This is a genomic window from Micromonospora sp. NPDC005806, assembly GCF_042871425.1.
Taxonomy (GTDB): domain Bacteria; phylum Actinomycetota; class Actinomycetes; order Mycobacteriales; family Micromonosporaceae; genus Micromonospora.
In genome coordinates this window covers 94,397-112,976 of sequence record NZ_JBIAIL010000014.1, presented here as the reverse complement: position 1 = coordinate 112,976, position 18,580 = coordinate 94,397, and the positions used below count along the sequence as shown (strand labels likewise).

18 protein-coding genes are annotated in these 18,580 nt (G+C 73.4%); 10 read left to right on the top strand and 8 right to left on the bottom strand.

Going from position 1 to position 18,580, the window contains the following annotated elements; all coding sequences use genetic code 11:
* The first annotated feature begins 43 nt into the window (after positions 1–43).
* Positions 44–1,021, top strand: coding sequence for a hypothetical protein (locus tag ACFYOS_RS17170; RefSeq protein WP_387141856.1), 978 nt, complete (start codon positions 44–46; stop codon positions 1,019–1,021).
* 60 nt (positions 1,022–1,081) lie between these two features.
* Here ACFYOS_RS17170 and dacB read toward each other — a convergent pair whose 3' ends face one another.
* Positions 1,082–2,665 (bottom strand): D-alanyl-D-alanine carboxypeptidase/D-alanyl-D-alanine-endopeptidase, encoded by a 1,584-nt coding sequence (dacB, locus tag ACFYOS_RS17165; protein WP_387141854.1) that lies wholly within the window; start codon positions 2,663–2,665, stop codon positions 1,082–1,084.
* A 315-nt stretch (positions 2,666–2,980) separates the two neighbouring features.
* On the opposite strand from dacB, the gene ACFYOS_RS17160 reads away from it, so the two are divergent.
* The gene (locus ACFYOS_RS17160) at positions 2,981–3,262 is read left to right on the top strand and encodes a HesB/IscA family protein (protein WP_387141851.1); all 282 of its coding nucleotides are present in this window, start codon (positions 2,981–2,983) and stop codon (positions 3,260–3,262) included.
* Between the two features lies 1 nt (position 3,263).
* Here the strand turns inward: ACFYOS_RS17160 and ACFYOS_RS17155 are convergent, their stop codons facing one another.
* On the bottom strand, positions 3,264–4,364 hold the full coding sequence (locus tag ACFYOS_RS17155) for a beta family protein (RefSeq protein WP_387141848.1): 1,101 nt from the start codon (positions 4,362–4,364) through the stop codon (positions 3,264–3,266).
* An 87-nt stretch (positions 4,365–4,451) separates the two neighbouring features.
* Between ACFYOS_RS17155 and ACFYOS_RS17150 the strand changes: the two genes are divergently transcribed.
* Positions 4,452–5,027, top strand: coding sequence for a YcxB family protein (locus tag ACFYOS_RS17150; RefSeq protein WP_387141845.1), 576 nt, complete (start codon positions 4,452–4,454; stop codon positions 5,025–5,027).
* 120 nt (positions 5,028–5,147) lie between these two features.
* Here ACFYOS_RS17150 and ACFYOS_RS17145 read toward each other — a convergent pair whose 3' ends face one another.
* On the bottom strand, positions 5,148–5,333 hold the full coding sequence (locus tag ACFYOS_RS17145) for a hypothetical protein (protein WP_387141842.1): 186 nt from the start codon (positions 5,331–5,333) through the stop codon (positions 5,148–5,150).
* An 89-nt stretch (positions 5,334–5,422) separates the two neighbouring features.
* On the opposite strand from ACFYOS_RS17145, the gene ACFYOS_RS17140 reads away from it, so the two are divergent.
* The 3 genes from ACFYOS_RS17140 to ACFYOS_RS17130 all read left to right on the top strand — a co-directional run bounded on the left by ACFYOS_RS17140 (position 5,423) and on the right by ACFYOS_RS17130 (position 8,615).
* Positions 5,423–6,193: a hypothetical protein gene (locus ACFYOS_RS17140; protein WP_387141839.1), complete on the top strand. Its 771-nt coding sequence runs from the start codon at positions 5,423–5,425 to the stop codon at positions 6,191–6,193.
* A 202-nt stretch (positions 6,194–6,395) separates the two neighbouring features.
* On the top strand, positions 6,396–6,788 hold the full coding sequence (locus ACFYOS_RS17135; RefSeq protein ID WP_387142038.1) for a cupin domain-containing protein: 393 nt from the start codon (positions 6,396–6,398) through the stop codon (positions 6,786–6,788).
* Between the two features lie 42 nt (positions 6,789–6,830).
* The gene (locus ACFYOS_RS17130; protein WP_387141836.1) at positions 6,831–8,615 is read left to right on the top strand and encodes a glycoside hydrolase family 15 protein; all 1,785 of its coding nucleotides are present in this window, start codon (positions 6,831–6,833) and stop codon (positions 8,613–8,615) included.
* 24 nt (positions 8,616–8,639) lie between these two features.
* On the opposite strand, the gene ACFYOS_RS17125 is transcribed toward ACFYOS_RS17130, so the two are convergent.
* Together ACFYOS_RS17125 and ACFYOS_RS17120 are read right to left on the bottom strand one after the other, a co-directional pair.
* Positions 8,640–9,827, bottom strand: a complete 1,188-nt coding sequence (locus tag ACFYOS_RS17125; RefSeq protein WP_387141833.1) for a threonine synthase — start codon at positions 9,825–9,827, stop codon at positions 8,640–8,642.
* An 8-nt stretch (positions 9,828–9,835) separates the two neighbouring features.
* Positions 9,836–10,870 carry a DNA polymerase ligase N-terminal domain-containing protein gene (locus tag ACFYOS_RS17120; protein WP_387141830.1) on the bottom strand — a complete coding sequence of 345 codons (1,035 nt, stop codon included), beginning with the start codon at positions 10,868–10,870 and terminating at the stop codon, positions 9,836–9,838.
* Between the two features lie 117 nt (positions 10,871–10,987).
* Here ACFYOS_RS17120 and ACFYOS_RS17115 point away from each other — a divergent pair, with 117 nt between their 5' ends.
* The 4 genes from ACFYOS_RS17115 (at position 10,988) to ctaD (ending at position 15,178) form a co-directional block, all read left to right on the top strand.
* The gene (locus ACFYOS_RS17115) at positions 10,988–11,770 is read left to right on the top strand and encodes an aldo/keto reductase (RefSeq protein ID WP_387141827.1); all 783 of its coding nucleotides are present in this window, start codon (positions 10,988–10,990) and stop codon (positions 11,768–11,770) included.
* 1 nt (position 11,771) lies between these two features.
* Positions 11,772–11,948, top strand: coding sequence for a hypothetical protein (locus tag ACFYOS_RS17110; protein WP_387141824.1), 177 nt, complete (start codon positions 11,772–11,774; stop codon positions 11,946–11,948).
* Positions 11,949–12,172: 224 nt separating this feature from the next.
* On the top strand, positions 12,173–13,279 hold the full coding sequence (locus ACFYOS_RS17105) for an FAD-dependent monooxygenase (protein ID WP_387141821.1): 1,107 nt from the start codon (positions 12,173–12,175) through the stop codon (positions 13,277–13,279).
* A gap of 141 nt (positions 13,280–13,420) precedes the next feature.
* Complete coding sequence (ctaD, locus tag ACFYOS_RS17100; RefSeq protein WP_387141818.1) at positions 13,421–15,178, top strand: cytochrome c oxidase subunit I; 1,758 nt, start codon at positions 13,421–13,423, stop codon at positions 15,176–15,178.
* 239 nt (positions 15,179–15,417) lie between these two features.
* Here ctaD and ACFYOS_RS17095 read toward each other — a convergent pair whose 3' ends face one another.
* From ACFYOS_RS17095 to ACFYOS_RS17085, 3 genes are all read right to left on the bottom strand, one after another.
* A complete protein-coding gene (locus tag ACFYOS_RS17095; protein ID WP_387141815.1) occupies positions 15,418–16,632 on the bottom strand; it encodes an MFS transporter in 1,215 nt (404 codons plus the stop codon).
* A gap of 64 nt (positions 16,633–16,696) precedes the next feature.
* A complete protein-coding gene (locus ACFYOS_RS17090; protein WP_387141812.1) occupies positions 16,697–17,278 on the bottom strand; it encodes an isochorismatase family protein in 582 nt (193 codons plus the stop codon).
* Between the two features lie 15 nt (positions 17,279–17,293).
* Positions 17,294–18,580 carry a nicotinate phosphoribosyltransferase gene (locus ACFYOS_RS17085; protein WP_387141809.1) on the bottom strand — a complete coding sequence of 429 codons (1,287 nt, stop codon included), beginning with the start codon at positions 18,578–18,580 and terminating at the stop codon, positions 17,294–17,296.

Sequence of the window (18,580 nt, the reverse complement as noted above, 5' to 3'; positions counted from 1 at the left end):
CGCTCGGGAGCGACCGTACGTCCGGCGCCGGCATGGTGGGCACATGACGCGACTGCTGCTGCCGCCGCCGGCCGCTGTCCGACCCGCCCGGAGCCGTCCCGCCTGGCTGCTGTACGCGGTGGTGGCCTGGGCGGTCGGTTACGGGACGCTGCGGGCCGGCTGGCTGGTGGTCGAGGCGCCGTCGTTCGGGCCGCTCGGCACCGACCTGGTGGTGGTCACCGGCTGGTGGTCGGTGGCGCTCTGCGCCGCCGCGGGGGTGGTCGGCGTCGGGCTGGCCCGGGCCCGCACGTGGCGGCCGGTGTTGGCAGGGGCGGCCTGGGCGGTCTGCGCCGCGCTGCTGCTCTCCTGCGCGCTGCTCCTGCTCGACCTGGTGGGCTTCCTCATCCTCGACCCCAGCCCGGCGTTCACCCTGGCCGGTTTCCTCAGCCGGACCGGCGCGCTGGCCGGGGCGCTGCTGCTGCAGGCGGCGGCGCTGGCCCACCTGCGCCGCTTCCGGGGTGACTGCGGCGGGCGCGGCCGGACGCGGTCCTCGGGCGGCCCGGTGCCGGGCTGGGCCGGGGTGGCGGCGTGGTGCGCCGTCGCCGGCTGCCTCGTCCGGCTCGCCGCCCAGGCGGCGGTGGGCTTCGGTGACGTGCCGCTGACCCAGGGCGTCTCGCTCGCGCTGTTCGAGGTGGGTTTCCTGCTCGCCGGGGTGCTGCTGCCGTTGGCGTTGGTGTACCACTGGGGGACGGTCTGGCCGGGGTGGGTGCCGCTGCTGGCCGGCCGGCGGGTGCCGCGCCGGCTGCTGCTGGTGCCGGCGGCCGCCTTCGCGGTGGGCCTGATCGGCTACTTCGGCATTGGCCTCGCCCAGCTCGCCGTCGAGACGGCCACCGGCACCTTCGACCCGGGTGGCGGGCGCTACCCGCCGGCGTTCTTCTGGGTGGCCGAGTCCGGTTACTGGGTGTGGGGCTGGGGGCTGGGGGTGGCCGCGCTGAGCCACCACCTGCGGACCCGCCGGCCGTGTCCGCGCTGCGGGCGGTGACCCGGGGACGCCTTCTCCGTCGTGGCCGCGGCCCCGGCCCGGGAGGCCGGGGCCGCGCGCTCAGCACACGATCGGCTTTACCCAGGAGCACTCCAGGCCCTCGGGCACCCGGGGCGACTCCGGCGCCGTCGGCACCGCCAGCCGCGCCGTGGTCGTCCCGTTCTCGCTGTACGACGCCAGGGCGATCGCGATCTGGTCCTCCAGCCCCTTGACCGACGAGGTCAGATAGTTGTTGAGCACGATGGAGAACGCCAGCAGGTGCCCGTCGGCGTCGGTGGCGTAGCCGGAAAGGCTGGACACGCCGGTCAGGCTGCCGGTCTTGCCGTGCACGTTGTTCGCCGCCGCGGTACCCCGCATCCGGCTGCGCAGCGTCCCGCCGACGAAGCGTTCGGCGTTGCCGGCCACCGGCAGAGCCGCGTACCAGGTGTCGAACCAGGACTCGGCGCGGACCGTCGACAGCAGCGACACGAACTGGGCCGGCGGGATCATGTTGCGCCGGGACAGGCCGGAGCCGTCACGCTGGCGCAGCGTGCCGGTGTCCATGCCGGAGTCGCCGACGTACTCGCTGATCGCGGTGAGCCCGGCGGTCCAGGTGCCGGAGCCGGAGAGGACCCGCCCCAGCTCCTTGGTGAGCACCTCGGCGTGGCCGTTGTTGGAGAGCTTGAGGAACGGCACCATCAGCTCGGACAGTGGCATCGAGTCGTGCCGGGCGACGGTCTCCGCCTGCTCCGGGGTGGCCTGGCCGAGCACGGTCCGGCCGAGGACCCGGACGCCGTGCCGTTGCAGCGCGGACCGGAAGATGTCGGCGGCGTAGCCGGTCGGCTCCCAGACCGTCATCCAGTCGCTCTCCGGGGCCTGACCGACGGCGATCTGCCCGGTCACCACGATGGTGTTGCCACCGTGCTCGCGCTCGAAGGAGATGGTGGTCTCGCCGGTGGCGACTGTCTCGGCCCGGTTGTCGATCCGCAGCCAGCCGTTGGCCGGGGTCATCGTGACCAGCGGGCGCGCGCCGGCCTGGCCGCCCGGGGCGGCGCGCACGATCACTGTGCCGGCGTCGTAGTCGGTGTCCGGGGCGACGGTCAGCGCGGACACCTGGGCCGCGTAGTAGTAGGACTCGTCGTCCCAGGTCCAGTCGGGGCCCAGCCGGGTCCGGTCGTAGCGGGTGTCGTCGGCGACCAGGTTGCCCGTCACCATGCGTACGCCCTCGGCGGCGACCTGGGCGGCGAGCCGGTCGTAGTCCTCGGCCAGCATGGTCGGGTCGCCCCCGCCGCGCAGGTACACGTTGCCGGAGAGCACTCCGGCCCGGCGTACCCCGTCGCTGAGGACGTCGGTGGTGAAGCGGTGTCCCGGGCCGAGCAGTTTCATCGCCGCCGTCGAGGTGAGCAGCTTGGTGTTCGAGGCAGGGATCAGCCGCCGGTCCCCGTTGCGGTCGTAGAGGGTCTGCCCGGTGGCGGTGTCGACGACGACCACGCCCGCCTGCGCCCCGGCCAGCCGGGAGTCGGCGAGGACCGCGTCGATCGTCGCGTGCAGCCGTGTCTGCGCGGGGGTGGGAGCTTCGGCCGTGGCGGTGGGGGCGCCGGCGGTGGCCGCGGTGGCGACCAGCGCCAGCACCGCGAGCGCCCGGGGAAAGAGACGACGATGCATGCGTCGATGCTGCCATGGAGCTTTCTTCCAGAGAAGACTCCATGACGAAAACTATTTCCGAAGCATCCCTGGTTACCCCGGATCAGATGCGGGAAACCGCAGGTCATCCGTTCGGGACTGGGTTCGTCGGCTCCGGTGTCGACTGACTCGGCTCTATTTGACGGATGCCCGGCCACGGGGCACCGTTGGCCGTGAGGGCGTGCTACCTGCCCTGGTTTGCACGGCGAATCCCGATTCGCCTTCCTGGGTGCGTACCCGGCCGCGTGCGCCGCGTCGACCCACCGCGATCCCGAACCAGCCACGAGGAGTTCCGCCATGCTGACCATGACCGACAACGCCGTCCTGGTGATCCGCGACCTCGCCACGCAGCAGGACGTCGGCGACGCCGGCGGGCTGCGCATCGCCGCCGACACCCAGGCCGGCTCGCTCTCCATCGAGCTGGTCCCGCAGCCCGCTCAGGGCGACCAGGTGGTCGACAACGAGGGCGCCCGGATCTTCCTCGACGCCGACGCTGCCGAACTGCTCAACGACACCTCCGTCGACGCGGTCGTCGACGACGAGGGGATCGTCCAGTTCGGCTTCACCGAGAAGGAGTGACTCAGCCGGCGCGGCGGGACTCCCCGCCACGCTGCGGTCGGCCGGCGCGCCGTTCGGACCCGTCCTGACCGGCGCGCCACGGCCCGCCGCGCTGCTCCCGCTCGGGTGGGCGCAGCGCGGTCAGCACGTGCGCCAGGTGGTGCGACGTGCTCCAGGCGATCCAGTTCGCCGGTGAGCCGGCGCCGGCGGCGCGCCGCGCCCGGCGCAGGATCTCGTGGTCGCCCCAGGAGAAGCCGGCTCCGGGGGCCGGCCACCATGGCGCCGACACCAGCGTCCGGCACAGATCGGCGAAACGCTCGTCGCCCCGGCCGCCGCGGCGCGACCAGCGGTAGATCCACCATGCCCCGTCCGTGGTGTACCGCAGCGTGGGCAGCCGATCGCCCGGCGGGTCCGCGCCGGGCGCGGCGGAGTCGACGCCGTAGTCGCCGTAGTCCACGTCGAGGTCGGCCAGGCGTTGCCAGAGCTGCCAGTCGAAGCGGTCGAGGCGGGCCGGCTCGTCGGTGGGCACGCGGGCCAGCGTCGGCGGCATTCCGCCGGCCGCCACGGTGACCGAACGCCAGGCGTGCCGCCGGGCCCAGTCGACCAGCCGCCGGACCCGGGGCTCGGCCAGCCGGACGTCGGCCGGGCAGCACACGTCCCCCGCGTCGATGAGCAGGTCGCACTGCTCGGGCACCAGGTGGGTGAGCCGCCACACCCGCTCGACCGCGCCGGTCGTCGCGTCCGGGCCGGCCCGGTCCTGACTGGTCCGCAGCCGCACCACCGCCCGTCGGGCGTACGCCCGCGCGGCCACCCCGTGCGCCACCAGCCGCCGGTTGCTCTCCGCGAGCCCGATCACCGGCACCAGCGGTACGCCCCAGCGGGCCGGCTCGCTCTCCGGAGTCTCCGCCAGGGCCGAGACATCCACGGCAGGAAGCAGCCCGGCCGGCAGCCGACGGAGCAGGTCCACGGTGCACGCGTCGACAGTGTGGACGTCGATGACCGGAGCGAGCAGCGGAGCGGTGGCGCCGTCGAGATGGGCCAGTGCCTCCAGCTCACCCCGGCGACCGACCAGCACAGGGCGGTAGACCGGCTCGGCTGCCCGACCCCCGAGGGCGGGCACCATACTTCAATGTAGCCGCAGCTTCACGTTCTGCACACGTCCGGCGGCCGGAACACCGCGTACGCCGGCCCCTGCCTATGCTTGCCCACCATGGCCGCCCCCGACGCCACCACGCAGCCCGTCCGGATCGAATACACCGTCACCGCCCACGACCTGCTCGACGGGCTGACCGAAGCGCACCGGGTGGTCCGGCGTCCGTGGTACCTGCGCCGCCCCTTCCTGTACGCGCTCGGTGTCGTCATCGGCGTCGGGATCGCGGCCGCTGGTGACCCGCCCTCGTCCGACTCCTGGCTGGCGCTCGTCGGCCTCGCCGCCGTCGTCCTGGTGGCCGTCGGCGTGGCCCACCTGCTGCTCCGCCTGATGAATCCGGTCAAGCTCACCTACCGCTGGTCGGCCCGCCAACTCGTCCGCGGCAACCCCATGCTGGCGCAACCCCTGTCCGCGGCGGTTGGCGACGACGGCATCCAGCTCGCCTCGGCGACGGGCGAGTCCGCCGTGCGCTGGACGCAGTACCCGTTCCACAGCGAGACGCCGAAGTCCTTCGTGTTGCTCGCCTCCAACCGGATCGGGGCCACCGTGCTGGTGCTGCCCAAGCGGGCGATGGGGGAGAGCGACGTGGCGGGGCTGCAGGCGCTGCTCGCCGCGCACACCCGGCGGCTCGGCTGACCAAGGCGCGGGAGGACTGGTGGTGACCGGCGACAACCAGGCGCCCGGCCGGAGCTGCACCGCGCAGCCGACGGCACCGGGCCCGGACGGATCCGCCCGGGCCCGGCGCTGACCGGCCACTCAGTCGTCGCTGCCGTGGCGGTCGCCGTGGTCGTCGTACCGGTCGTGGTCGTCGGCCCGCTTCCGTTCGACCTCGACCACCGTGCCGTCGCCCCGGTCGACCTTGACCTCGTAGGTGACGCCGGCACGGGCGACCTTGACGCTCCACACCGGACGCGCGTGTTCGGTCTCGGCCTCGATCTCCACGATCCGGCCGCCGCCGGTGCGGGCGAGCGGGTCCGTCGCCTGACCTGCGCGGGGCGGCGGTCGAGGCGGGCCTGTGGCAGCACCGCGCGGTGCGTCCCCACCGCCTGCTCGCCGCGCTCGCGGGCCTGCTCGCCGTCGCCCACCTGGTCGGGCGGGCGTACGACTCGCCGCTCCTGCCCGCTGCGGACGCCCTGGCCTGGTTCGCCGCCGCCGGGTACGCCCTGACCGCCCCCGCCCCGACCCCGCGCACCCGGTACGGGCTGACCCTCGCCGCAGTCGCCCTCGGCGTGGTGGCGTTGCCCGCCGGCGGGGAGCCGCAGTTCGGCTGGACGGCGGCGGGCCAACCGGCGCCGGACCCCGGTGACCTGCTCCGAAGCTGGTCCGGGCTGTTGGTGGCCGGGATCGGCCTCGCGGTCGCCGTGCTCGCCCTGCCGAAGCGGGCGGTGGACCGTCGCCGCACGGCCGTGGCCGTCGCGCTGGCCGGGCTCGTCGTGCTGGCCGGCGCGCTCGCCCTGGCCCACGGCGGCACCCGGGCGCTGCCGGCGTACGCGCTGCCGACCGGCCTGGCCGCGGTGGTCCTGCACCGGTCCGGGGCGGTGCCCGTGGTGCTCGGCCTGGTCCTGGCGGGGGTCGCCGCGCTCGACCCGTCGACGGTTTGGCTGTGGCTGTCGGGCCCGCCCGAGCCGGAGCCGGGGTTGGCCTTCCTGAGCGTGGGGGTGCGCTACGCGGCCCCCGCCGAGCGCGGCAGTCTCGAGATGGACGTGCTGTGGGGTGTCGCCGCGGTGCTGGTGCTGGCCGGGTGCCGGTGGGCGGAAGGGGTGCCCAGACGAGCGCACGGCGCCGCCCGACCTGGGTCGTAACGTCGCCGCGCTCGGCCGTCTCCCACCATCGCAGCCGTACGGCGGTACGACAGCGGGGACTTGGCTCGACCGGCCCGGCCTGCACCGGTCTTGGGGCAGCAGATGCCCGTCCGGAGGGGATCCAAACCCGGGGCGGGTGGCGAATTCCACCATCTGCGAGAGTCCCGGCGTGACCCGAGGTCGCACCGGGTATGTGCGCGCCATGGAGCATTTCACGATCGCGACGGTCGCCGAGAGGAGCCCGGACTTCCGCCGGGTGCTCTGGACCGGGCGGCACACCCAGTTGGTGATCATGACGATCCCGCCGGGCGGGGAGATCGGCGAGGAGGTCCACGAGGACATCGACCAGATCCTCACCTTCGTCAGCGGCACCGGTGAGGCCCGGGTGGCCGGTGAGAAGAAGGAGGTCGTCTCCGGCGACCTGGTGGTGGTACCGGCGGGCACGAAGCACAACTTCGTCAACACCGGCCCCAACCCGCTGGTCCTCTACACCGTCTACGGGCCGCCGGACCACGCGGACGGGGCCGTGCACCGGACCAAGGAGGAGGCCGACGCGGCGGAGGCGGCCGGTCAGGACGAGCCGCCCACCGCCTGAGCGGCGCGGTCTGAACGCGACGGGTCCGGGTACCCGGGGCCGGTGCACCAGCCGCCGATCTCCGACTACGGATTTCTCTCCGACTGCCGCTCCGGTGCCCTGGTCGGGCGGGACGGGTCGGTTGACTGGTGGTGCCCGGACCGGTTCGACGCCCCGTCGGTCTTCGCCCGCCTGCTCGACCCGGCCGGCGGGCACTGGCGGATCGCCCCCCTCGCCGAGAGCCGGGTGGAGCGGGCGTACCGGCCGGACACGCTGGTGCTGCGGACCGTCCACCACACCCCGGAGGGGAGCGTCGCGGTCACCGACGCGCTCGCCGCCGAGCTGGGCGCCCGGGGCCACGAGCTGGGGGTGAACTCGCCCGCCGTCCTGGTGCGGGTGGTCGAGGGGCTCTCCGGGCGGGTCCGGATGCGGCTCGACTTCGCCCCGCGACCCGAGTACGCGCTGCTCACCCCGTACCTGCACGGGCAACCGGAGGGCGCGGTGCTGGCCACCGCCGGGCCGGTGGCGCTGGTGCTGCGTGGGACCGGCCAGGCGCTCCACCCCGACCGGGACCGGGTCGCGCACGACTTCGAGGTCGCCGCCGGCCAGACGGTCGCCTTCGACCTCGCGTACGCCGCGGTTTACGGAGACCCGCCGGCCCGGCTGGACCCGCTCGTCGCGTTGGCCGAGACGGTGCAGGCGTGGGAGGCGTACCGGAAGATCCACCGCTACCCCGGCTGCTATCCGACGCAGGTCCGCAACAGCGCGACGGTGCTGACCGGCCTGACGTACGCCCGCAGCGGCGCGGTGGCCGCGGCCCTGACCACCTCCCTGCCCGAGCAGATCGGCGGCGACCGCAACTACGACTACCGCTACTCCTGGCTGCGCGACTTCTCGATGACCCTGCGCGCCCTCTGGGTGGCGGCCTGCCCGGACGAGGCGTCCCGCCTGTTCGCCTGGGCGGCCCGGTCCATCGGGCGGATCGGCGACCAGCCGGTGCCGGTGCTGTTCGGGCTGGAGGGGGAGCGCGACCTCTCCGAGCACCACTGCGACCACCTGCGCGGGTACGCCGACAGCCGGCCGGTGCGGATCGGCAACGACGCCTGGCGGCAGCGGCAGCTCGACCTGCCCGGCGAGGTGATCGACGCGGTCTGGCGGCTGCACGACTACCTCGGCGAGACCTTCGAGGAGGAGCTGCGGGAAATGGTGGTCGGGCTGGCCGAACAGGTCGCGTCGACCTGGCACCTACCCGACCGCGGCATGTGGGAGACCCGGGACGCCGAGCAGCACTACCTGTCCTCCAAGGTGATCTGCTGGCTGGCCCTGGACAAGGCGGTGGCGCTGGCGCCGCGCCTCGGGGAGCGGGCCGACCCGCGCCGCTGGGCGGCCATCCGCGACGAGGTCCGCTCGACCGTCCTGCGCGAGGGATGGCACGACCGGATCGGCGCGTACACCGGCGCGTTCGGCTCGGCGGAGCTGGACGCCTCCGCGCTGTTCCTGCCGGTGGTGGGCTTCCTGCCCGCCACCGACCCGCGGATGCGGTCCACCATCGAGGTGGTCGAGCGCGAGCTGGGCACCGACGACGGCCTGGTGCGGCGCTGGAGCACCGACCCGGCGGGCTTCGTGCTCTGCTCGTTCTGGCTGGTGGAGTGCCTGGTCATGGCGGGGGAGGCGGACCGGGCCCGGGTGCTGTTCGAGAGGGTCCTCGGGCACGCCAACGACCTGGGCCTGTTCGCCGAGCAGATCGACCTGGACAGTGGCGCGCAGCTCGGCAACATGCCGCAGGCGCTGTCGCACATCGGCCTGATCAACGCGGCCTGGCGGATGACCGACCCGACCACGGACTGAGCGGCAGAGCCCTCGGGGACCGCGTCACACCGTCGGAACGTCGGAGACGTCCACCGTCTCCGGGTACTTGAGGCCCGCGCCGGTGTTCAGCACCACCACCCGTTCGCCGGCCCGGATCCACCCCCCGGCGCGCAGCTGCCGGGCGGCGGTCAGGCAGGCCGCCCCCTCCGGGCAGAGCAGCAACCCCTCCCGGGCGGCGAAGTCCCGCAGGTCGGTCAGGATCTCCGCGTCGTCGACCGCGATCGCTGTGCCGCCGCTCTCCCGCAGCGCGGTCAGGATCAACTCATCGCCGAGCGGGGCCGGCACGGTGATCCCGAACGCCACGGTGTGCGCGTCCGGCCACGGGGTGACCCGCGACTCCCCGGCGCCGAACGCCCGCACGACCGGGGCGCAGCCGGTGGACTGCACCGCCACCAGCCTCGGCAGCCGGTCCTCCACCCAGCCCAGCTCGCGCAGCTCGTGCAGGGCCTTGTGGATGCCGATCAGCCCGACCCCACCGCCGGTCGGATAGATGATCACGTCGGGCACCTGCCAGCCGAGCTGCTCGACGATCTCGTACCCCATGGTCTTCTTGCCTTCCAGGCGGTACGGCTCGCGCAGCGTGCCGGCGTCGAAGATCCGCCCGCCCGACTCGGCGACCAGCCGGGCCACCCAGCGGCCGGCGTCGCTGATCAATCCGTCCACCAGCCGCAGGTCGGCCCCGGCCGCCACGCACTCGCGCCGGCAGATGGTCGGCGCGTCGAGCGGCATGGCGATGGTCGCGCCCATCCCGGCCCGGGCCGCGTACGTCGCCCAGGCCGCCCCGGCGTTGCCGTTGGTCGGCATGGCGATCCGCTCGACGCCCAGCTCCCGGGCCCGGCTCACCCCTACGGCCGCGCCCCGGGCCTTGAACGACCCGGTCGGGGTCAGGCCCTCGTCCTTCACGATCAGGTCGGGGATCCCGATCTCGTGCCCGTACGCGGGGGCGCGCAGCAGCGGCGTCCAGCCCTCGCCCAGCGTGGTCACGAAGCGGGGATCGGCCACCGGCAGCAGCTCCCGGTAGCGCCACAGGTCGGCCGGGCGAAGGCCGAACTGCTCGGGGGCCACCGACGCGGCCACCGCGGCCAGGTCGTAGCGGGCCAGCAGCGGCGAGCCGCACTCGCAGAGGTTCTGCAGCTTGTCCGCCGAATGCTCCCGGCCGCAGCGCGGGCATTCCAGGTGCGTCAGGTGCACGATGTTCCTCAGCTCGTGTCGATGCTCAACCAGTGCCGGCTGCGCCGACCCGGCTCGTACGGGGAGTCGAGGCGCTTGGCCACCACTCCCGGGAGCCCCTGTTCACGGGCGGTCCGCAGGGCGTCCGCGCCGACGCCCGGGAACCACGGCGGAGTCTGCCAGTGCGTGCCGCTCAGCGCCAGACTGTCGAGCAGTTCCCGGCGCTGCGCGTACGGCACGTCGAGGCTGATCACGCCCTCCAGCCAGAGCAGGTCCACGGCGAGGAACTGGCCGTCCCGCTTGGTGGGCGGCTTGACCCGCCCGGCGGAGTCGATCCGGACCAGCACCCCGTCCAGCACCGTCTCGGTGGGGGCCAGCTCCTCGGCCATCGCGCGCAGCCACGGGTACGCCCCGGTGATCTCCTCGTCCGACTCGTCGAGCAGCCGCAGCCGGCCGCCCGAGACGTACGCCATCGCCCGTACCCCGTCCCAGCGCAGCTCGTACCCCCAGGCGGCCTCGTCCTTCGGCAGTCGCTCGCCGGGCGTCGGGTGCATCGGGCGGACCAGCTCCGGCATCGGCGTCCAACCCCCCGGGGCGGGGTCGGTGCGGCGGACCATCCAGTTCCGGCCCCGGCCGCCGGTGGCGAAGAGCACGTACCGGCCCTTGGTCCGCTTCCCGTCGAGCACCACGATCACCTCGTCGTCGCGCCACTTCTCCGCGCGGTAGGTCCCGGTGTCGTGGACGGTCATCTTCCCGCCGCCGTACTCGCCGGCCGGGATCTCGCCGTGGAAGGTGAGGTACTCCATCGGGTGGTCCTCGGTGTGCACGGCGAGGTGGTTGCGCCCGGGGTCGCGGGGCAGGCCACGCGGCACCGCCCACGAGGCCAGCACGCCGTCGTGCTCCAGCCGCAGGTCCCAGTGCAGGCTGCGGGCGTGGTGCTGCTGGATGACGAAGCGGGGCTTGCGCCGGCTGGTCCGCTTGCGCTCCGGGGCCCGCTCCGGCACCGGCTCGGGGGTACGCGCCGCGTCCCGCTTCCGCCGGTACTCCTCCAGCCGGTCAGCCACCCCCGCATTCTCCGGTACGCCCCGACCGATCGCCCGGTTCCCGACACTTCTGTCCGTTTCGCCGTACTCCGGCGAGTCGTCGGCATGGGTACCCCGATCACGGGTAGAAGCGTTGGTATGGACCTCGACCAGCCCACCGTCCTGCTTCCCGGCGAAGTCCGGATGCCGCTGCTCGGCTTCGGCACCTGGCAGGCCACCGGCGGGGCCGGGTACGACGCCGTGCTCGCCGCCCTGGACGCCGGCTACCGCCACATCGACACCGCCACGATGTACGGCAATGAGAAGGAGGTCGGCCGGGCGGTCGACGAGAGCGGCCTGCGGCGCGAGGACCTCTTCATCACCACGAAGCTGCCACCCGAACGGGTGGGCCGGGAGCGGGAGACCATCGAGGCGAGCCTGGCCGCCCTGGACACCGACTACGTCGACCTCTGGCTGATCCACTGGCCACCGTCGTCGCCGGCCGACAGCCTCCCGGTCTGGCGGGAACTGCTCGCTGCCCGTGACGAGAACATGACCCGGGCCGTCGGGGTGAGCAACTACTCGATCGACCAGATCGACGAGCTGATCCAGGCGACCGAGGAGACCCCGGCGGTCAACCAGATCCGCTGGGGTCCCGCCCTGTACGACCGGCAGGTGCACGCCGCCCACCGGGACCGGGGTGTGGTGCTGGAGGGATACAGCCCGTTCAAGACCACCGACCTGTCGCATCCGGTGCTGGCCCGGATCGCCCAGGCGCACGACGTCTCCCCGGCGCAGGTGGTGCTCCGCTGGCACATCGACCACGAGATCGTGGCGATTCCCAAGTCGGTCACCCCGGACCGGATCCGGGCCAACGCCGACGTCTTCGGCTTCTCGCTCACCGCCGAGGAGATGCGCGACATCGACGCCCTGGGCAGCTGAGGTGACCTGGACCGCGTCCGGTGAGCCGGTCCGCGAGGTCTGGACCGACGAGCACGGCGTGCAGCACGTGACCAGGCGGGTCGAGGCGGCGGTGTCCGGCACCGGCTTCGGCCTGACGTCCGGCGGTGAGTCGAGCTTCGGCCAGGTGGCCCGAACCCGGACGGTCGACGCGGCCTGATCCCGCCGGCGAACGGCAACGAGGGAGACCCTTACGGCGGGTCGGGCGCTGCCCGACCCGCCGTTCGGCGTCCCCCGGCCGGTGCGGGACTCCGGCCTGTGGGATCGGCTCGGCACACCGAGGGACTGCCGCGCCAGGGCCGATGGGGTCTACCGTGCGCCGATTGCGGCGAGTAACGTCTTGCCTCCAACGCGTTCCGAACCCCTCCGGAGGCGTACACCACGATGGGTGGCTCCCCCCTGCGCATCCTCGTCGTCGGCGCGGGCATCGCCGGTCTTGCCGTGGCCCGGGCGCTGCGCCTGGCGGGGTTCCGGCCCGACGTCACCGAGAAGCTGCCCCCCGACGAGCGCGCCGACATCGGCCTCTACCTCCCGGGCAACGCCGCGCGCGCGCTGCGCCGGCTCGACCTGGACGGCCCGTTGCGCCCGCTCGGCGAGGTCATCCACCGGCAGCGCTTCCTCGACGCGGCCGGCGCACCGCTCTGCGAGGTCGACCTCGACGCGCTCTGGGCCGGGGTGGGCGAATGCCGGGCGCTGCCCCGCGCCGAACTGCACCGGGTGCTGCTCACCGGGGCCGGCGGCGCCGTCCGGCACGGCGCCGAGGTCAGCACCGTCGAACCGCTGTCCGGCGGCGTCGCCGTCGGCTTCACCGACGGCACCTGCGCGGAGTACGACCTGGTCATCGGCGCCGACGGGCCGCGCTCCGGGGTGCGTACCCTGGCCGCGCTCGGCGGGCCGCCCCGCCCCGCCGGCCAGGTGGTCTACCGGACCGTGGTCCGGGACGGACCCCCGGTCGCCGACTGGACGGCGCTGCTCGGCCAGCGCGCCGCCTTCCTGGTCGTGCCGATCGGCGCCGGGCGGCTGCACTGCTACGCCGACGAGGCCGGCACCGAAGTCCCGGCCGACCCGCTCGCCCGGCTGCACGAGCTGTTCGGCGGCTACGGCGGCCCGGTCCCCGAGGTGCTGGCCGCGCTGGAGCACGTGCACGCCGAGATCACCGAGGAGGTCGAGCTGGGGCGCTGGTTCCACGGCCGGGTGCTGCTCGTCGGAGACGCGGCGCACGCCACCGCGCCGACCCTCTCCCAGGGCGCCGCGATGGCGCTGGAGGACGCCGTGGTGCTCGCCGAGTCGCTCAAGGCCGCCAACAGCGTGGACGCCGCGCTGATCGCGTACGAGAGCCGTCGTCGACCGCGTACCCGCTGGGTGCGGGACCGGACCCGGGACCGCAACCGGACCCGCGACGTGCCGCCGGCGCTGCGCGACCCGCTGCTGCGCGGACGCGGCGGACGGATCTTCCAGGAGCACTACCGGTTGCTGGTCGGCCCGCTCTGAGCACCCGGCGGAGGGCGGAAGATCGTAGCCGCCCACCCCACGCGGCACCCCCACCTGCCGGGGACTATCCTCCTTGCGGATGACGGCTGCGCAGATAATCAGCGCGTGCCGAGCGGGACAACCGAGAACCGGAGGCCACTCGTGACCACCGTCGCACCCAAGCCGGTCGTGACCCGGCCCTGGCCGGTCCGCGAGCCGGTCAAGGGGTCGGCCATCGCGCGGCTGCTGCGCACCACGGACGCGAAGCAGATCGGGATCATGTACATGGTCACCGCGTTCGCGTTCTTCATGATCGGCGGCCTGATGGCCCTGATCATGCGCGCCGAGCTGGCGCAGCCGGGGCTGCAGTTCCTGTCGCCCGAGCAGTACAACCAGCTCTTCACCATGCACGGCACGATCATGCTGCTGTTCTTCGCGACGCCGATCGTGTTCGCCTTCGCGAACTACGTGGTGCCGCTGCAGATCGGCGCGCCGGACGTGTCGTTCCCCCGACTGAACGCCTTCGCCTACTGGCTGTACCTGTTCGGCGGAACGATGGCCGTGGCGGGCTTCGTCAGTCCCGGTGGTGCCGCCGACTTCGGCTGGACGGCGTACACCCCGCTGAGCACGGCCGAGCACTCGCCGGGCGTCGGCGCGAACATGTGGGTGGTCGGCCTGGCCATCTCCGGTCTGGGCACCATCCTCGGCGCGGTCAACCTGATCACCACGATCCTGACCCTGCGCGCCCCCGGCATGACCATGTTCCGGATGCCGATCTTCACCTGGAACATGCTGGTCACCAGCCTGCTGGCGATCCTGGTCTTCCCGCTGCTGGCCGCCGCACTCTTCGCGCTCGCCGCGGACCGCTTGATCGGCGCCCACGTGTACGACCCGGCGACCGGTGGGCCGATGCTTTGGCAGCACCTGTTCTGGTTCTTCGGGCACCCCGAGGTCTACATCGTGGCGCTGCCGTTCTTCGGCATCATCAGCGAGATCATCCCGGTCTTCTCCCGGAAGCCGATCTTCGGTTACAAGGGCCTCGTCGCCGCGACCATCTCCATCGCCGCCCTGTCGATGAGCGTCTGGGCGCACCACATGTTCGCCACCGGCCAGGTGCTGCTGCCGTTCTTCAGCTTCCTCAGCTACCTGATCGCCGTGCCGACCGGTATGAAGTTCTTCAACTGGATCGGCACCATGTGGCGCGGCCAGATCACCTTCGAGACGCCGATGCTCTGGGCGGTCGGCTTCCTGGTGACCTTCCTCTTCGGTGGTCTGACCGGTGTGATCCTGGCCAGCCCGCCGCTCGACTTCCACATCACCGACTCGTACTTCGTGGTGGCGCACTTCCACTACGTGCTCTTCGGCACGATCGTGTTCGCCGTGTTCGCCGGCATCTACTTCTGGTTCCCGAAGATGTTCGGCCGGATGCTCGACGAGCGGCTCGGCAAGATCCACTTCTGGCTGACCATGATCGGCTTCCACACCACCTTCCTGGTGCAGCACTGGCTCGGCGCCGAGGGCATGCCCCGCCGGTACGCCGACTACCTGCCCAGCGACGGCTTCACCTTCCTGAACACGGTTTCCACGATCGGCGCGTTCATCACCGGTATCTCGACCCTGCCGTTCATCTGGAACTGCTGGAAGTCGTACAAGGCCGGTCCGGTGGTCGAGGTCGACGACCCGTGGGGTCACGGCAACTCGCTGGAGTGGGCCACCAGCAGCCCGCCGCCGCTGCGGAACTTCGACCGGATGCCGCGGATCCGCTCCGAGCGGCCGGCGTTCGACCTCAAGTTCCCGGAGCTGGCCGCCGGCCAGACCCTGGCCGGCCCGCCGGAGGGTGGCGCCAGGCCGCTCACCAGCGAGGCCAACGGTGGCGCCAGCTACCAGGAGGACACCGCCGGCAACCTCGACCGGCGCTGACGCCGGACGGACCCACGACGGGCGCCGCACCCACCCGGGTGCGGCGCCCGTCGCCATTTCCAGCTGACCCCACCCCGGGACCCCACCCCGGGACCGCTTCCCGGGACCCCACCCCGGGACCCCACCCCGGGACCGCTCCCGCGGCGCGGCAACTTCGGGGAAGTTGCTGCGTCAGCCGGTGTGGAGGCAGCAACTTCCCCGAAGTTGTGGATCCCCAGCCGATCCCTGGGGGCGCGGGATCAGAGAGTGGCGGGGGCCAGTTCGGGGTCCGGGGTGGGGGCGGCCGGCTGGCGGCGGTGGCGGAGCTCGACGGGGAGCACCGCCAGGGCCACCAGCACGCCGATCGCGCCGGTTACCGCGAATCCCCAGAGCGGGGCCGACGCGTCGATCACCGCGCCGGCGAGCGGCGCGCCGAGGGCGATACCGACGGTGACGGCGGAGCCGTGCAGGCCCATCGCCTCACCGCGGACGCTGGCCGGGGCGAGTCGGCTCACCGCGTCCGAGGTCGAGGCGATGGTGGGCGCGCAGAGCGCGCCGGCCGGCACGAGCGCCAGGCAGAGCAGCCACCAGTGCGCCCCGCCCAGCCCGACCGGGATCGTGGTGAGGCTGAGCGTCGCCATCAGCACCAGCGGGGACAGGGAGCGGGTGACCGCCCCGTACGCGAAGCCACCCACCAGCGAGGCCACCGCCCAGGCGGTCAGCACGGCGCCGGTCCAGCCGACCTCACCGCCGGCCCGCAGCACGGCGACCACCGCCACGTCGGTGCCGCCGAGCACCAAGGTGGCGGCCAGGCTCACCGCCAGCACGGCGAGCAGCCGGGGCGTGAGCCACTCCCGGCGGGGCACCTTCCGGTGCGGGCCGACCGGCTCGTCGGCGCTGCGGGTGGGCGGGTCGAGCAGCCAGAACCCGATCCCGGAGGCGACGATCCCGCCCCCGACCGCCCACATGGTGAAGCGCGGGGAGACGGTGGTCGCCAGGGCCACGGCCAGCGCCGGGCCGACCATGAACGACAGCTCGACCGACATCGAGTCGAGCGCGTACGCCGGGCGGCGTCGCTCGGCCGGCACCAGCGCGGCCACCGACTGGCGGACCACCGAGAAGACCGGCAGGGCGAGCAGCCCCGCCAGGAACGCCGCCGGCAGCAGCACCGGGTACGACAGGGTCGGCGCGCTGGCCCAGAAGACGCCCTCGGCGAGCGTGGTGAGCAGCAGCACCGGGCGCAGCCCACGCCGGTCGACCAGCCGGCCGAGCAGCGGGGAGCTGAGCGCGGCGCCGACGGTCGACGCGGCGCCGACCAGGCCGGCGGCGCCGTAGCCCCGGCCGAGGTCCAGCACGACGTGGAAGGTGAGCACCACCCCGGTCGCGGTCAGCGGTATGCGGGCCAGCACCGACACCAGCAGCAGCGACCGGAGACCGGGCAGGGCGAGCGCCTCCCGGTAAGGCTTCAAGTTCACGACGGTCCGTACCTCCGGCCGACATCCTCGACCGGGGGTCCGACAGCCGCAACCAATTACCTGGTCAAGCGGTCCTGATCACAGCCTCGCCCACCATGGCGACCCGGGCACCGTCCATCGCCCGCAGCGCCACGTCCAGCGTCTCCGGTGCCACCGCGGCGGTGTGGTCGAGCAGCACGGTGGTGACGAAGCCCTCCTTGGCGGCGTCCAGGGCGGTGGCCCGGACGCAGTGGTCGGTGGCGATCCCGACCACGTCGACCCGGTCGACGTCGTGCCGGCGCAGCCAGTCGGCCAGGCACTCGCCGTCGTCCGCGTGTCCCTCGAAACCGGAGTACGCGGCCGCGTACTCGCCCTTGTGGAAGATCGCCTCCACCCGCCCGGTCTCCAGGTCGGGGTGGAACTCGGACCCGGGAGTGCCCACCACGCAGTGCCGCGGCCAGCATTCGACGTAGTCCGGCGGATCGCCGAAGTGCGCGCCCGGGTCGATGTGGTAATCCTTCGTCGCCACCACGTGGTCCCAGCGGTCCGGCTCGGCGGCGAGCAGCCGGGAGATGCCGGCCGCCACGCCGGCCCCGCCGGACACGGCCAGGGAGCCGCCCTCGCAGAAGTCGTTCTGCACGTCCACGATGATCAGCGCGTTGCCCATGCCGGGGGTCCCTTCTCAGGTCGCGGGTACGACGGTCACCGGGATGGCCGGGTCGCCGCCGGAGAGCTTCAGGCCCTCCCAGGGGATGGAGATCAGGCACTGCCGCAGGTGCTCCCGCGACTCGTCGAGGGTGGGCAGCGGCACCGGCTCCCCCTCGACGACGAAGGAGTGCTGGAGCAACCGGTCGTTGGGCTGCCGGTCCGGCACGCCTTGCGGCACGATGACCTCCTCGGTGGCGGTGCCGGTCGGCTTGTGCCGGCGTACGGCCACCTTCCGGCCGCCGATGGTCGCCTTGTGCTCCGAGCGCTTGACCACCGGCCGCCCCTCGACCTCGACCAGCTTGTAGACCAGCCCGGCGGTGGGTGCGCCGGAGCCGGTCACCACGGCGGTGCCGGCGCCGTACATGTCGACGGGCTCGGCGGCGAGCGCGGCGATGGCGTACTCGTCGAGGTCGCCGGAGACGATGATCTTCGTCTCGGTGGCGCCGAGCGAGTCGAGCAGCTCCCGGCACTGCTGGGCGATCACCGCGAGGTCGCCCGAGTCGATCCGGACCGCCCGCAGCTCCGGCCCGGCGACCTCGATCGCGTTCCGGATGCCCTGGCTGATGTCGTACGTGTCGACCAGCAGCGTGGTGTTCTTGCCCAGCGTGGCGACCTGCGAGGCGAACGCCGCCTTCTCGTCGTCGTGCAGCAGGGTGAACGCGTGCGCCGCGGTGCCCGCCGTCGGGATGCCGTAGCGCTGGCCGGCCGCGAGGTTGGAGGTGAACCGGAACCCGGCCAGGTACGCGGCCCGCGCCGCGGCCACCGCCGCCCCCTCGTGCGCCCGGCGGGAGCCCATCTCGATCAGCGCCCGGCCGCGGGCGGCGGTGACCATCCGGGCGGCCGCCGCGGCGACCGCGCAGTCGTAGTTGAGCACCGACAGCACCAGCGTCTCCAGCACCACGCACTCGGCGAACGTGCCGGAGACGGTGAGGATCGGGGAGTTGGGGAAGAAGAGCTCGCCCTCGGCGTACCCGTCGATGTCACCCGTGAAGCGGTAGTTGGTCAGCCATTCGGCGCCCCGGTCGTCGACCACCCCGGTGCGCCGCAGGAAGTCGACCTCCTCGGCGTCGAACCGGAACTCCCGGATCAGCTCGGTCAGCCGCCCGGCCCCGGCGACCACCCCGTAGCGGCGGCCGGCCGGCAGGCGCCGGGTGAACACCTCGAAGACGCAGCGGCGGTCGGCTGTGCCGTCCCGCAGGGCGGCACTGACCATGGTCAGCTCGTAGTGGTCGGTCAGCAGCGCGGGGCGAAGGGTGCTCAC

Coding starts and splice junctions, on each gene's coding strand:
- ACFYOS_RS17170 (WP_387141856.1), top strand. CDS start 44: ATGACGCGACTGCTGCTGCCGCCGCCGGCCGCTGTCCGACCCGCCCGG.
- dacB (WP_387141854.1), bottom strand. CDS start 2,665: ATGCATCGTCGTCTCTTTCCCCGGGCGCTCGCGGTGCTGGCGCTGGTC.
- ACFYOS_RS17160 (WP_387141851.1), top strand. CDS start 2,981: ATGCTGACCATGACCGACAACGCCGTCCTGGTGATCCGCGACCTCGCC.
- ACFYOS_RS17155 (WP_387141848.1), bottom strand. CDS start 4,364: ATGGTGCCCGCCCTCGGGGGTCGGGCAGCCGAGCCGGTCTACCGCCCT.
- ACFYOS_RS17150 (WP_387141845.1), top strand. CDS start 4,452: ATGGCCGCCCCCGACGCCACCACGCAGCCCGTCCGGATCGAATACACC.
- ACFYOS_RS17135 (WP_387142038.1), top strand. CDS start 6,396: ATGGAGCATTTCACGATCGCGACGGTCGCCGAGAGGAGCCCGGACTTC.
- ACFYOS_RS17115 (WP_387141827.1), top strand. CDS start 10,988: ATGGACCTCGACCAGCCCACCGTCCTGCTTCCCGGCGAAGTCCGGATG.
- ACFYOS_RS17105 (WP_387141821.1), top strand. CDS start 12,173: ATGGGTGGCTCCCCCCTGCGCATCCTCGTCGTCGGCGCGGGCATCGCC.
- ACFYOS_RS17090 (WP_387141812.1), bottom strand. CDS start 17,278: ATGGGCAACGCGCTGATCATCGTGGACGTGCAGAACGACTTCTGCGAG.